The sequence below is a fragment of the Mycobacterium sp. D16Q16 genome, assembly GCF_002013745.1.
Lineage (GTDB): Bacteria > Actinomycetota > Actinomycetes > Mycobacteriales > Mycobacteriaceae > Mycobacterium.
The window spans coordinates 21,790-35,213 of sequence record NZ_MAEY01000004.1 but is presented as its reverse complement, the minus strand read 5'-3'; the positions used below and the strand labels follow the sequence as shown (position 1 = coordinate 35,213).

14 protein-coding genes are annotated in these 13,424 nt (G+C 66.1%); 5 read left to right on the top strand and 9 right to left on the bottom strand.

Annotation, left to right across the window (positions count from 1 at the left end; translation table 11 throughout):
* Positions 1 to 25: 25 nt before the first annotated feature.
* Together B4394_RS04595 and B4394_RS04590 are read right to left on the bottom strand one after the other, a co-directional pair.
* Positions 26 to 1,024 (bottom strand): PAS domain-containing protein, encoded by a 999-nt coding sequence (locus B4394_RS04595; RefSeq protein WP_078314352.1) that lies wholly within the window; start codon positions 1,022 to 1,024, stop codon positions 26 to 28.
* Between the two features lie 61 nt (positions 1,025 to 1,085).
* Positions 1,086 to 2,075 carry a GAF domain-containing protein gene (locus B4394_RS04590; protein ID WP_078308654.1) on the bottom strand — a complete coding sequence of 330 codons (990 nt, stop codon included), beginning with the start codon at positions 2,073 to 2,075 and terminating at the stop codon, positions 1,086 to 1,088.
* A gap of 376 nt (positions 2,076 to 2,451) precedes the next feature.
* Here B4394_RS04590 and B4394_RS04585 point away from each other — a divergent pair, with 376 nt between their 5' ends.
* Entirely contained in the window at positions 2,452 to 3,195 is a 744-nt protein-coding gene (locus B4394_RS04585) for an FkbM family methyltransferase (protein WP_139359995.1), read from the top strand.
* Between the two features lie 11 nt (positions 3,196 to 3,206).
* On the opposite strand, the gene B4394_RS04580 is transcribed toward B4394_RS04585, so the two are convergent.
* The 4 genes from B4394_RS04580 to B4394_RS04565 are packed head-to-tail and all read right to left on the bottom strand — an operon-like array spanning position 3,207 to position 5,554.
* Positions 3,207 to 3,548 carry a YbaB/EbfC family nucleoid-associated protein gene (locus B4394_RS04580; RefSeq protein WP_078308656.1) on the bottom strand — a complete coding sequence of 114 codons (342 nt, stop codon included), beginning with the start codon at positions 3,546 to 3,548 and terminating at the stop codon, positions 3,207 to 3,209.
* Positions 3,545 to 3,901: a hypothetical protein gene (locus B4394_RS04575; RefSeq protein WP_170914905.1), complete on the bottom strand. Its 357-nt coding sequence runs from the start codon at positions 3,899 to 3,901 to the stop codon at positions 3,545 to 3,547. The genes B4394_RS04580 and B4394_RS04575 overlap by 4 nt, the downstream gene beginning before the upstream one ends.
* On the bottom strand, positions 3,876 to 5,225 hold the full coding sequence (locus B4394_RS04570; RefSeq protein ID WP_078308658.1) for a C40 family peptidase: 1,350 nt from the start codon (positions 5,223 to 5,225) through the stop codon (positions 3,876 to 3,878). The genes B4394_RS04575 and B4394_RS04570 overlap by 26 nt, the downstream gene beginning before the upstream one ends.
* Positions 5,226 to 5,227: 2 nt before the next feature.
* Positions 5,228 to 5,554 (bottom strand): hypothetical protein, encoded by a 327-nt coding sequence (locus tag B4394_RS04565; protein WP_078314348.1) that lies wholly within the window; start codon positions 5,552 to 5,554, stop codon positions 5,228 to 5,230.
* 292 nt (positions 5,555 to 5,846) lie between these two features.
* On the opposite strand from B4394_RS04565, the gene upp reads away from it, so the two are divergent.
* Positions 5,847 to 6,488 carry a uracil phosphoribosyltransferase gene (upp, locus tag B4394_RS04560; RefSeq protein WP_078314346.1) on the top strand — a complete coding sequence of 214 codons (642 nt, stop codon included), beginning with the start codon at positions 5,847 to 5,849 and terminating at the stop codon, positions 6,486 to 6,488.
* Between the two features lie 11 nt (positions 6,489 to 6,499).
* Here upp and B4394_RS04555 read toward each other — a convergent pair whose 3' ends face one another.
* Both B4394_RS04555 and B4394_RS04550 read right to left on the bottom strand, forming a co-directional pair.
* Positions 6,500 to 8,122 carry a phospho-sugar mutase gene (locus tag B4394_RS04555; protein WP_078308661.1) on the bottom strand — a complete coding sequence of 541 codons (1,623 nt, stop codon included), beginning with the start codon at positions 8,120 to 8,122 and terminating at the stop codon, positions 6,500 to 6,502.
* Positions 8,119 to 8,958 (bottom strand): purine-nucleoside phosphorylase, encoded by an 840-nt coding sequence (locus tag B4394_RS04550; RefSeq protein WP_078314344.1) that lies wholly within the window; start codon positions 8,956 to 8,958, stop codon positions 8,119 to 8,121. Before B4394_RS04550 ends, B4394_RS04555 begins: the two co-directional genes overlap by 4 nt.
* Before the next feature lie 36 nt (positions 8,959 to 8,994).
* Here B4394_RS04550 and B4394_RS04545 point away from each other — a divergent pair, with 36 nt between their 5' ends.
* Together B4394_RS04545 and B4394_RS04540 are read left to right on the top strand one after the other, a co-directional pair.
* On the top strand, positions 8,995 to 10,200 hold the full coding sequence (locus B4394_RS04545) for a M20 family metallopeptidase (protein WP_078314342.1): 1,206 nt from the start codon (positions 8,995 to 8,997) through the stop codon (positions 10,198 to 10,200).
* Entirely contained in the window at positions 10,197 to 11,408 is a 1,212-nt protein-coding gene (locus B4394_RS04540) for a M20 family metallopeptidase (protein ID WP_078314340.1), read from the top strand. The genes B4394_RS04545 and B4394_RS04540 overlap by 4 nt, the downstream gene beginning before the upstream one ends.
* Here B4394_RS04540 and B4394_RS04535 read toward each other — a convergent pair.
* Positions 11,405 to 11,881 (bottom strand): gamma-glutamylcyclotransferase family protein, encoded by a 477-nt coding sequence (locus B4394_RS04535; protein WP_078288277.1) that lies wholly within the window; start codon positions 11,879 to 11,881, stop codon positions 11,405 to 11,407. The two genes, B4394_RS04540 and B4394_RS04535, sit on opposite strands and share 4 nt — an antisense overlap.
* A 93-nt stretch (positions 11,882 to 11,974) precedes the next feature.
* Between B4394_RS04535 and B4394_RS04530 the strand changes: the two genes are divergently transcribed.
* Positions 11,975 to 13,390 (top strand): NAD(P)H-quinone dehydrogenase, encoded by a 1,416-nt coding sequence (locus B4394_RS04530; RefSeq protein WP_078314338.1) that lies wholly within the window; start codon positions 11,975 to 11,977, stop codon positions 13,388 to 13,390.
* Positions 13,391 to 13,424: the final 34 nt, after the last annotated feature.

Here is a 13,424-nt window from a genome sequence, read left to right as displayed (position 1 = left end):
CGACGGCCGCCCGCATCCCGGCGATCTACGATTCGGCATGGGTCGATGGCGCAGCCGTCAGGGTGACCAGGGCCGCAAAAGCGTTGTCACGTAATGCGAACTTCGTGGCAGAGGCGTTCAGTCGCAGCCATCCACCGGAGACGGCTCGCATGCGGAGCACCCCGGTCGTCGATCCGGCCCGAAGCTCCTCCCGCATGTTTCGCGCCGCGGCCGCGTCCTCGGGATGGATGCTCTCGGGTCGATCGGGGTCATAGCGCCATGCCAGGTCGGGGAACGGCTCGTCGATCCACTTGAGGACGGCGAAGGTGTCGACATTGATCAGCAGCCGATGCGCGCCGGGGGTCGCGACCGCGTGCAGGATCTGCTGTGCCAGCCCCACCCGAGGTTCGGCAGGGCGGTTCTCCACCCGTGTGCAGACGATTCTGTTGATGCGCTCCACGGCGCCCGCCGCATTGATTTCCTTGGATGCCCGTCCGGCGTAGTGGACTTGGAGGACGTTTCCTTGGTAGTCGGCGGCTAGACATGTGCCGCAAAAGGTCGTCTCGAGTTCGGGGTTCACGGCATTCGCCATCAATTCGGCGTTGTGAGGGCTCGGTAACACCGGTGCCAGGCCTTCGGCGATGGCCTGTTTCTCGGATCTGTTGCTCGGGTCGAAACCCATCACATCGAAGTACTCCGCGGTGAGCGTCGTGACCGATGTGTCCAAATCGCCCAGGCAAGCCCCCGCGATGGGTCGACGCGGCGGCTCGAGGTCTGCCGGGCCGAACCACACCTGGACGCCGTGGATATCTCCCTGCCCCATGGATATCGGATGCACGCGCACGACGCGGTCTCCAGCCGGGGTGACAACCACCGCCGGTTCGCCTGTGCGCTGGCATTCGGTGATCGTCGCCTCGATCAACGGGCGATGCCGGTTGCGGCCCAGCACCGCCTCGAGCGGCGTCATGTTTCGGGCCTGCAATCCGATGGCTATGACCGTGGGTTCCTCACTCAGGGTCTCTAGCAGCATCCAATCGCGCGACATGCCCGGATGTTAGCAATTTCGGGCGAACTGGCGGGCGCCGTAGCTGTCTTCAGATGGGCGGCTAGAGAGGCTTCGCGGGCCTGCGCCGGTGCGTGATGAGCGCGACGGTGGCGTCTTCGCTCAACTTGACCACATTGGTCGAGCAGTGCAGCGATTCCCAGCTGTCATCGTGGCAGCGGAACCGGATTACCGCCTCGGTCGCACCGAATACGGCATTGTCGATCATGAAGTTCAGATTCGCTTCGTCGTCCGGGTGAATCTTGGGGCGGCCCAGCGGGTCGAACTCCCAATGCCATTCCGGTGCAGGAGGATCAATCCACTTGATCAGTTTCCGTGAAGCGATCATCACCAGCGCGCGATACGCGCCGGGTTCGGCGGCGGCCTCGAGGACCTGTTGTTCGAGCAGCGGAACCGGTGGCGCCGGCCGACCGACTCGCAGGTTGATCGCGCGCCCCAGCCGCTCGGGGACCCCCTCGGTGTTGGGTTCCACGACCAGTCGGCTTGCGAAGTGGCACAGGGTGGGATTGCCGTCGCTGTCCACCCCGGGCCAGGTGGCGCAGTAGGTCATGTCTTCCGTCGCGGTCACAATGAGCCCCAGGACGTCCGTCTCGCCGGGATTGGGTGCCAGGTAGCGGTAGAGCTCAGGCATGCTGATCTCGGCGTGCGGCTCGGTGGCAGCCATTCCCATGGCAAGGGCCGCACCGTCGCTCATGTGCAGGGCGCCGGTATCGGCGTTGAGGACTACCGCTCCGCCTTCGGCAGGGGGAGCGGTGGCAGGAGGCGTCGATCCCGTCCACAGCCACACTCCGTGCACCCGACCGTCGGGCATGGCGATCGGTCGGATGTCGATGACCGAATCGGAGTCGGGTGGGCCGATGCTGGCGGCCTTATTTGCTTTGGTTGCCGCGGCGATGACCCGGCGAATCAGCCCAAGATTTCGATTACGCCGTAGAAAAGCGCTGAGAGGAACCATGTTCCGCGGCTGGTTGCCGGAGGCGATGACAGTTGGTTCGTCGCCGAGTGTTTCCAAGAGAAGCCACTCGCGTGCCACATGCGGATGTTATCAGCGGAGCAACTGCGGCAATCGGTCAGCGCCCCAGGTGGGGCAGCGCGGCGAGAATTCCTAAAAGGTTGCGCGGGGCAGGTCAGACGCGATATTTTCTGCTGGCTCCCGCGATCGGCGGGCTAAGTACGGACCCTGTTCCTTCGGGCCGTGCCCGCAGCGTGGATGCGCCATGTTCGCGGCCGCTCAGCCGCAAACAAGCTCATCGTCTTGGTCGCCGCGAGCACCTACCGATGCAGATACGAGGGGTCGGTAGGTGTGACGGCGACCCTGGAGATCCGCGTGCCACGTCACGGTGCTGAACCGGGTGCCCGGCGATCGAGCTGGTGGCGGGGTATCGGTCGACTAGTCTGCCCACGTGAGCATGCCGGCGTTGAGAATGGCGCAAACCTATCTACCGTTTCTGCGGCCACTTAAGTTCGGCGCGTACAACATGGGCACTCGATGGTTCGGGTGGCGTATCGATCCCGAATTCCACCTCCTGGGCCGTCTGGGACCCATCTCCGAGGCGGTCGACATCGGCGGCAACTGGGGTCAGAGCATTTGTGCGCTGCAGCGCACGGCCGCGCCGGAGACGATAGTGAGTTTCGAGCCCAATGCCGTTCTTGCTCAGCGGCTTAGGCGCCGATATGAGAGCAGCGCCGTGCGCGTACATGCCTGCGGACTCTCCGATGGGGACGGCACCTTCGATCTGTTCGTTCCGCGATACCGCAACTTCGTCTACGACGGTCTGGCCTCGCTCGACGAGGGTGAGGCGCGCGGTTGGCTCAACCCCGACACCATGGCCGGATTCGACGAATCAAAACTGACGATCGAACGGCATCCCGTACAGGTTCGCCGACTGGATGATTTCGGCCTGGATCCTCAGGTGATCAAGATCGACGTGCAGGGGATGGAGGCCGCGGTGATTCGTGGTGGACTCGCCACCATCACCGCTTCGCAGCCGGTGATGATCATCGAGACGCCCTCGGACGAAGTGGTGTCCCTGTTGCAGCCAGCAGGGCTGCGACCGTACGCCTATCGAGGTGACGGACTCAGCCAAGACTGGCGAGACGCCAAAAACACGGTCTTTCTGACCGATTCACACCGAGATCGCGCGGGGCTGTAGCCCGAAGCCGGCTACGGCTGCGGGTCCTTCAGATCGACCATCAGCTGAGCGAACACCCGCTCACGGTGATCGAAGGCCTGGCCCGCGGCCGCGGCGGCGGTGGCCACCACGATCTGCCCGACGAGGTTGGGAGACAGTTTGGTGACCGAGTCGTCGAGTCTCAGGTTGGTCAGCGCGCCGTTGCCGTTGGCTTCCGCCTCCACATGGCCCTGCGCCGAACGTGCCCATCCGCGAAGGTCTTTGAGCTCTTCGACTGCACTGTTCAGGATGTGGCCGCCGGCGCGAGCCTTCGTCATGGTCTCCTGGTACTGCTGTTCGAGCGCCTTGAAGAAGGCGAGATCTGGCTCGGTCATCGGGATCTCCGTTCCATCTGATCGGCGGATTGGCGCAATTCCAGGTCGGCGACCTGCGCAGGTGTCGCCAGACCGAGCTTGTCGAGGATGTAATCCGGGACGCCGGTCTCGGCGAGCTCTTCGCGGCGAGCCGCTCCGCAGCGCGCGGCACCCAGTTCGCACAGGTTCAAGATCTCTCGTGCCAGTGCCGAAGCGCCGCGACTGAGCAGGTCGGGTTCGACCTGAACCTCAAGCGGCAAGCCGAATTCGGACACCTTGACCCGCAGCGTGCGAGCACGATTAGTCATATCGATGCTCGCGCGCGGCTCGGGCCGCGGCACTCCTGAGCTAGGAAGTGGGTCGGTAGAATCCATGGAATCCCTGCCCGGCGTTGGTGGTGCGGATCGGGGAGATCTGCACCGGGTCACCGGCCTCGACCATCATGCCGTTGCCGATCACCATGGCGACGTGGCCATCCCACACTGCCAGGTCGCCTGGCATGACAGATCCCTGATCGATCCGGATGCCGACACCCTGCTCCTGCGCGAGTCGGGGGATGTCGATGCCGGACTCTCCGTAGGCCCACTGAGTCAGACCGCTGCAGTCCAGGCCGACCCCGGGCTTGGTGCCACCCCACTCATAGGGCACACCCACCTGGCTGAGCGCCTTGCGCACGGCCTCTGCCGCGGCGGCATTCGGAGCCTGGCTGGTGCTGCCGTCGGGCAGGAACAGCTGCGCACCCTTGCCCATGCTGCGCGGGTCGAGGAGCATCTTGGCCGCATTGGCGTTGGCGCCGCCCAATCCGCTACTGGTTCCACCAGCGGTGGAGGAGGCGTGGCCGCCACCGGCACCGAACGGGTTGGCCAATGCGCCGGCGGCAATACCGCTCATGTTGGCGCCACCCAGCGCACTACTGGCACCACTGGCTCCGCCACCGCCGAGCAAGCCGGTAAGAGCCTGCGGGATCTGGCCGAGGCCCTGACCCATCGAGCTCATGGTCTGGGTGACGCCGCTCGCGACGCCGGACATCGCCTGAGTCCCGGCCTGGATGCCGCCCTGCATGGCCGACATGGCGGGCTGGACACTCCCGGATGCGGGCGTCGAGGGGTTTCCCATGTCGGCGCCCGCCATCCCTGCGAGTTCACCGGCCTGTCCGCCCAACTCACCCTCCAGCGTCGCGGTGTACGCCGAGACCTTGGTGGTGCATTCGGCTGCCGCTTGGGCGAGCTCAGCGGCCGCGGGAGGAAAAAGGGCGATCAGCGGTGTCAGCACCTCGGAGATGTGTTGGAACTGTTGCAGGGCCTCCGTGATCAGAGCGCTTGCCCGGCCGGTTGACTCGGATGCCTGTCCGACATTGGTGCCCATGGCGCCGCTGCGGGTGGCCATGCTGCTCAACGCCTGGCCGGCCATGCCGGCGAACTGCCCCAGAGCCTGAGCCGCCGCACCGGCGAAGGAGCCGATGAGCTGGCTTCCCGCCTGCATCCCTTGCTGCATGACCTGTTGCATGACCTGCATGCCGCCCTCCAGCATCTTGCTGGGGTCCTGGCCCTCCTTGAACTGGCCGTTACCGACGGTCCCTGCCATGTCCATGGCGTTGCTGATCAGGTTGGCCGAGAAGGGGTTGTTCTCAAAGCTCGGGTAGTTGGTGTTTGTGGCCTCCGCGAGGAGCTCGGACGGGATTGGCCGCGTCTCAACCATGGTTACGCCCCGATTCCGTCGACGGTGGCGCTGATGTTCTTGCCGACGTTGTCGTCATCGTCGTCGTAGCCCTTGCTTGCCAGGTTGGTGCTGACACCGGACTCGGTGACGCCCATCGCGAGCTGACCGACGTCCAGCCCTTGCTTGGCGGAGGTCAGGGCGAATGCGCCCAGGTAGTGCGCGCCAATCGGACCGAAGATCGGCGCCAGCGCGGCCACCGGAAAGATGCTGACTGCGGTGCCCACCGCTGCGAGCGTTCCGCCCATCCCCAGCTGAACCCCGCCCACGCCGCGCAGCAGGTCCGTGTCGGCTGCTAATTCGTCTGCCATGTCCCCTCCATCTTCTCGGTGGTTCGGCTACCGCCTGTTTTCGGGCAGGTTCTGCCTTGTACTTGGATACGACGGGGGTAGTCGCGATTCGGTTCCATCTTTGTCGAAACTTTTTGAAAGATTTTTCGGCAACGTGGCCACCCCGTCATATTACCTGCTCAGCATCGCTAGCTGGCTTTGCCAGGAACGATATCGATGCGAAAGCTGTCGCTGCTTTGCGCGTGATGCCCATCACATTCCCGTGGTGTCCGGGACCGACGTGATCGACGCTGGCTGTTCTAGGGTCTGGGGCATGCATGTGCACGTTGTTGAGCACCCACTTGCCGCGGCCCGGCTGACCACCCTTCGCGATGCCGGCACCGATAACGCGGCTTTCCGTGCCGCGCTGCGGGATCTGACCCTGATGCTCGTCTATGAGGCGACCCGCTCGGCACCGGTGGAGTCCTCCGCGGTGCGCACACCGGTGGCGGTGACGACGGGGTTCCGTTTGGCGAATCCGCCGTTGCTGGTCCCGGTTCTGCGGGCGGGATTGGGCATGGTGGATCAGGCCCATGCCCTCATCCCCGAGGCGCGGGTCGGGTTCGTCGGCATGGCCCGCGACGAGGAGACCTGGCAACCCACCCCGTATCTGGAATCTCTGCCGGCCGACTTGTCGACGCAACCGGTGTTCGTCCTGGACCCGATGCTGGCAACTGGTGGGTCGATGGTCCATACGCTCGACCTGTTGCATTCCCGCGGCGCCACCGACATGACGATGTTGTGTGTGGTCGCTGCACCGCAGGGGGTTGAGGCGGTCCGGGAGGGTGTCGCACGCTACGGCCCGTCGACGTCCGCGCGATTGTTCACGGCCGCTGTAGACGAGGGTCTCAACGATGCGGCATACATCGTGCCGGGCCTGGGCGATGCCGGCGATCGTCAGTACGGTCCCAGATAGATCGAGCCGAGCTAGATGTTGCGGGCGTACGCCTCCAGCTCGGAGACCACCACGCCCGCCCAGATCCGTGCGACGGTCGCATCGGTGATGACGGGCTCGCGGACCTCGATGTAGCACTTGACCTTTGGTTCGGTTCCCGAGGGGCGGATCACCAGCCGGATGGACGAGCCCCCGATCTCGCCGGAAAGAATCACCGCGTCGGTGCGCTGCTGGCCCCGTCGCTCCAGGAGGTCCTCGACGGTGATCGGGAACCCGGACAGTGCGGTGGGGAGGTTACCCCGTAGACGCGCCATCATGGCGGTGATGTCGGAGAGAGAGTCCATGCGCAGCGAGACCTGCGAGGTGACATGGATACCGTGCCTGATCGCCAGGTTCTCGAGCTTTTCCTCCACACTCGATCCGAGCTCGCGCAGGTGTGTCACGAGGTCGCATGCGAGCACCGCGGCGGAGATACCGTCCTTGTCCCGCACGGCGGCCGGATCCACGCAGTGCCCGATCGCTTCCTCATACGCGTAGACAAGGTCGAAATCTGCTGCCCGGACCAGCCATTTGAATCCGGTGAGGGTTTCCACATGTCGAGCGCCGAGAGATGCCGCGATGCGCGCGAGCATGCGGGAGGAGACCACCGTGCTGGCCACCACCGGCGGAGTGGATGAGTGTGGTTGCGTGGAGAGGATGTAATCACCAAGTAGCCAACCGGTTTCATCCCCGGAGAGCATGCGCCAACCGGTCGTGGTGGGAATGCCGATGGCGCACCTGTCGGCGTCGGGATCCAGCGCGATGGCTAGGTCGGCGTCGACTTCGGCGGCCCGGTTCAGCACCGCGGCGGAGGCCGCGGGTTCCTCGGGATTCGGAAACGCGACCGTGGGGAAGTCCGGATCCGGCTGGAACTGCTCGTCCACCACGTGGATGTCGGTGATCCCCGCGGCATTCAGCGTGGCCACGGCGGTATCCCCGCCGACTCCGTGCAGCGCGGTGAGCGCGATGCGGACACCGCCGGAGCCCCGGCGCACCGTGGCGGCACGCTGGATATAGGCATCCACCAAGGTGCCGTCGGTGGGGGTGACGGGGGTGCGCGGAATCTGATCGGCGAAAGGTGCTGCTGCTGTTGTCGATTCGATATCGCGGTCGGTAGGGGAGATGATCTGTGCACCCCCCGACCAGTACACCTTGTAGCCGTTGTCGGTGGGTGGGTTGTGGGATGCGGTGATCTGGATGCCCGCTGCCGCATCCACGTGGCGTACCGCGAACGCGAGCACCGGTGTGGGCAGCGGGCGGGGCAGGAGCATTACCTTGAACCCCTCGGCCGCAAGAACTTCCGCCGCGCCCTGTGCGAACTTCTCCGATCCGTGCCGGGCGTCACGCCCCACCACCACGGTGGAGCCGCCAAGGCACCGATCCTTGAGAACCTTGGCCAGCGCACAGGTGGTACGCAGCACCACGGCCAGGTTCATGCCGTTGGGGCCCCCGCGGATGGTGCCGCGCAGGCCCGCCGTGCCGAACACCAGTGGCTCGGAGAATCGTTGCGCCAGCTCGTCATCGGAGCAGGCGCGCAGCTCGGCGGCGGTCTCGGGGTCGGGGTCATGGTCGATCCACTCTTGGATCGCGTGCGCTGCCGACGGGGACTCCGTCATAACCGGCCAATCACCGAGCTGAGAAGTTGGCCCATGCGAGTGGCCGACGCGCGCCCGGCGGCCAGCACCTCCTCATGGTTGAGGGACTCTCCGGTCATTCCGGCCGCGAGGTTGGTCACCAGGGACACACCCAGCACCTCGGCCCCGGCCGCACGGGCCGCGATGGTCTCGTGCACGGTCGACATGCCCACCAGGTCCGCACCCAGCGTGCGCAGCATGCGGATCTCCGCGGGGGTCTCGTAGTGCGGGCCGGGCAGACCCGCGTACACCCCCTCGGCGAGGCTGTCGTCGATCTCCCGTGCCAGCGCCCGTAATCGCGGCGCATACGCGTCGACAAGGTCGACGAACTGCGCACCCACCAACGGCGAGCGGGCCGTCAGGTTGAGATGGTCGCTGATCAGCACCGGCTGCCCCACCGTGTAGTCCTCGCGTAATCCACCGGCAGCGTTGGTGAGCACGATGGTCCGAGCGCCCGCTGCGCAGGCGGTACGCACGGGGTGGACGACATGACGCAGGTCGTGACCCTCGTAGGCGTGAATCCTGCCCAGCAGCACCAGCATCTGCTGGCCGCTGTCGCCGATGGGGATCGACAGCACCGAACCGCCGTGTCCGGCCGCACTCGGTGGGCTGAATCCGGGTAGGTCGGCCATCGGGATGCTCGTGGCGGGGGTGCCCAGTTCGGCTGCCGCCGGAGCCCAGCCCGATCCGAGAACCACCGCGACGGGGTGGGATGCGACGCCGGTGCGCGCCGCGATCTCCGCGGCCGCGACAGACGCCGCGTCATCCGGAGACTCATCGGTGCTGTCGGCTCTTCGCGCAGGCCGCTTATCGGTCACAGCTACGGAGCCTAACCATGATGGGATACTGATCTAATGCCCTTGACCACCGGAGCGTCGTCCGCCGCGCATGCCCAGACCGTCAGCACGGTCGTGGACGCCGCGGCGACGGATCTGGTGGCGTTATCGCACGACATTCACGCCGAACCAGAACTGGCATTCCACGAGGTTCGCAGCGCCCTGAAAACGCAGCGGCTGCTCGCCGAGCGCGGATTCGAGATTGTCACCGGTCAGGGCGGTATGGACACGGCGTTCCGCGCCACTTATGGAGATGGCCCGCTGGTCATCGGTGTTTGCGCCGAGTACGACGCGCTGCCGGGGATCGGCCACGCGTGCGGCCACAACATCATCGCGGCATCCGCCGTCGGCACCGGCTTGGGGCTCGCCGAGGTTGCCGACGCCCTCGGACTCACCGTGGTGGTTATCGGCACGCCGGCCGAGGAGTACGGGGGCGGTAAGGCACTTCTGCTCAAGGCGGGGGCCTTCGACGACATCGCCGCGGCGGTGATGCTGCATCCTGGGCCGATCGATATCGCGGGCGCGCGCTCTCTCGCGCTGACCGACGTGATGGTCACCTACCACGGCAAGGAATCGCACGCCGCGGTCGCGCCGCACCTCGGAATCAACGCCGCCGACGCGGTCACCGTCGCGCAGGTTTCAATCGGTCTTTTGCGTCAGCATCTGTCGCCCGGACAGCTGATCCACGGCATCGTCACCGAGGGTGGGGAGGCGGCCAACATCATCCCCGCCTGCGCCGCGATGCAGTACACCATGCGTGCCGTGGAATCAGCGTCTCTGCGTGAGCTGGAGGAGAAGGTTTACGCATGCTTCGCCGCGGGCGCGATGGCGACGGGATGCAGCCACGAACTCATCGAATCTTCGCCGCCATACCTGGAGCTGACGCCGGATCCATGGCTGGTTGAGGTGTTTCGCGAGGAAATGGAGTCGCTCGGCCGTACGCCGGTGCCCGCGGAATTCGAGGCCAATGTGCCCTTGGGCAGCACCGATATGGGCAACGTGACGCAGGTGCTGCCCGGTATTCACCCGGTCATCGGCATCGATTCGGGCGGAGCGGTCATCCACCAACCCGATTTCGAGAAGGCCGCCAAGGAACCAGGTGCTGATCGGGCCGTGGTTGAAGGCGCGAAGATGCTGGCGCGCACCGTGGTACGACTGGCCGAGAACGACGCCGAGCGCTCCCGGGTGCTGGATCGGCTGGCGCGCAGGACGGTGACGGTATGAGCGAACATGATGGTCTTCACGCAGGTGGCGCATCCCTGTCCGCCATAGCCGAGCATTGGCTCGCCGAGAACTCCGAGGCGCTTGTCCGGTGGCGCCGCCACATCCACGCACATCCCGAGTTGGCGCGCCAGGAGCACGCCACCACCGAATACGTGGCCGCGCGGCTGGCAGAGGCCGGGCTCAACCCCAAGGTGCTGCCCGGAGGCACCGGAATCACCTGCGACTTCGGGCCCGAGGACGGTCCGCGGGTGGCGCTGCGCGCGGACATGGATGCGCTCCCGATGCAGGAACGCACCGGGGCGTCCTACTCCTCGACGGTGCCGAACGTCGCGCACGCCTGTGGGCACGACGCACACACCGCGATCCTGCTGGGTGCGGCCATGGCGCTGAACTCGGCTCCCTCGCTGCCCTCGGGTGTACGCCTTATCTTCCAGCCCGCCGAGGAGGTCATGCCGGGAGGCGCCATCGACGTGGTGGCCGCCGGGGCGATGGCCGGTGTCACGAGAATTTTTGCGCTGCACTGCGATCCGCGTCTCGAGGTGGGCAAGGTGGCAGTCCGTGCGGGGGCGATCACCTCGGCCGCGGACACCGTCGAAGTCACCTTGCACTCCCCGGGCGGGCATACCTCGCGGCCGCATCTGACGGCCGACTTGGTGTACGGGCTCGGAACCGTCATCACCGGATTGCCGGGGATGCTGAGTCGGCGCATCGATCCGCGGGCCGGCACCGTCATGGTGTGGGGGGCCGTCAACGCGGGCCAGGCGGCCAACGCTATTCCACAGATCGGCTCATTGGCCGGCACGGTGCGCACCGGCAGCCGGGACGTGTGGATCACACTGGAGAGCACCGTGCGCGATGTGATCGAGGGGCTGTTGGCTCCGCTGCGCATCGATTACACCCTCAACTACCGCCGGGGTGTGCCGCCCGTCATCAACGAGCCCGAGTCCACGCACATCTTCGTGCGGGCGATCGAGGACATCGGGTTAGACGCGCTCGCGGAGACCACCCAGTCAGGTGGCGGTGAGGACTTCTCCTGGTATTTGGAGGAGGTGCCCGGCGCGATGGCCAGACTGGGCGTGTGGTCGGGATCGGGCCCGCAGCTCGATATCCACCAACCGAACTTCGATATCGACGAACGGGCGCTTGGCGTCGGTGTGCGCACGCTGGTCAACCTCGTCGAACAAAGCGCCGCACAGGGCTCCGTCTAGCTCGTTCCGGGGCCGATGTTGCGCGATGCCCGGGTGCGCAAGCCGTGTACGTAATCTTCTGGGGCGCCGGCGATTTCTGCGGCATCGGCCATCACGCCCAGATACCGTGCGGACGGTAGCCCACCCTCGTAGGCGTTGACGACATAGAGCCAGGCCAGCACCGGGTCGATGGTCGTGTCGGAGGATTCCCGGTCGATCCGGCAACGGATCTTGGTGTGGATGCCAAGCTCCGAACCTTCCCAGCGATCGAGGTTCTTCTCGTCGGCTCCGGTCATGTCGTAGAGCACGACGAAAACCCTCGAGTGGGGGTCTTGCACGACCGTGGCCAGCGCGCCTTCCCAGCCGATGTCCTCACCGCCGAAGGTCAGCCGCCAGCCGTGTAGCCAGCCGGTGCCGGCCATGGGCGAGTGCGGCGCCCGCTGCAACATCTGTTCGGGATGCATGTTGGAGCCATAGGCGGCGTAGAGCGGCACGGGGGCAAGCCTAGTGGTCCTGTGGTGGAGATGACGGCAAGGTTGCCCCACGATGGCAAGCCGGGTCGGGTCTGTACTTGTAGGTTTGATGCCGTGGCAACGCGCATCGTGATCATTGGTGGAGGACCAGCGGGATACGAGGCGGCGCTTGTGGCCGCCGCCCATGAGCGAAGCGCCACCGAGGTCACGGTGATCGACTCGGACGGTATCGGTGGCGCGTGCGTGCTCTTCGATTGCGTGCCGTCCAAGACGTTCATCGCGTCCACCGGTGTGCGTACCGACCTGCGGCGCGCCCCCAACCTGGGCTTTGACATCGACGTGGAGCATGCCAAGATCTCGCTTCCGCAGATCCACAACCGCGTCAAGCGTCTTGCCTCCGAGCAGTCGGCCGATATCGCCGAGCGGCTGCGCAACGCCGGGGTGCGTCTGATCCCTGGACGTGCCGAGCTGGTCGATCATGTGGTCGGGATGGCGTTTCATCGGGTCAAGGCCACCGCTGCGGATGGGACAAGCACCATCCTGGAAGCCGACGTGGTGCTCATTGCCACCGGCGCCAGCCCGCGGGTGCTGTCTCATGCCCGCCCCGACGGGGAACGGATCCTCACCTGGCGCCAGCTCTATGACCTGGACGAGCTGCCCGAGCACCTCATCGTGGTCGGATCGGGTGTGACGGGTGCCGAGTTCGTCCACGCGTACACGGAGCTGGGCGTTCAGGTGACCGTGGTGGCCAGCCGGGACCGCGTGCTGCCGCACGAGGACGAGGATGCGGCCCTGGTCCTGGAGGACACGCTCGCCGAACGGGGTGTGACGCTCGTCAAGAACGCCCGGGCCGATTCGGTGACAAGAACCGCTACCGGCGTCCGCGTCGCGATGGCCGACGGCCGCGTGGTCGACGGCAGCCACGTGCTGATGACCGTGGGGTCGATTCCGAACACCGCGGGTCTGGGCCTGGAACGGGTCGGCATCACGCTCGGCTCCGGCGGCTACCTCACCGTCGACCGGGTGTCGCGCACGTCGGTGGCCGGCATTTACGCCGCGGGTGACTGCACCGGCCTGCTGCCGCTGGCCTCGGTGGCGGCCATGCAGGGTCGCATTGCCATGTATCACGCACTCGGTGACGCGGTGCATCCCATCAAGTTGAAAACCGTTGCCGCCGCGGTGTTCACTCGCCCGGAGATCGCCGCCGTGGGGGTGTCCCAGGCGGCCATCGACAACGGTGAGGTGCCGGCGCGGACGGTCACGCTGCCCCTGCATACGAACCCCCGGGCCAAGATGTCGGGCCTCAAACGTGGTTTCGTCAAGATCTTCTGCCGTCCGGCCACCGGTGTGGTGATCGGTGGCGTCGTGGTGGCCGCGAATGCCTCCGAGCTGATTTTGCCCATCGCCCTGGCGGTGCAGAACCTGCTCTCGGTGAATGATTTGGCGCAGACGCTGTCGGTGTACCCGTCCCTGTCCGGTTCGGTGACGGAGGCGGCACGCCAGTTGATTGCCCACGATGACCTGGACTGACCTCGGGCGACATGCGCTACAGCGGCGTGCATCA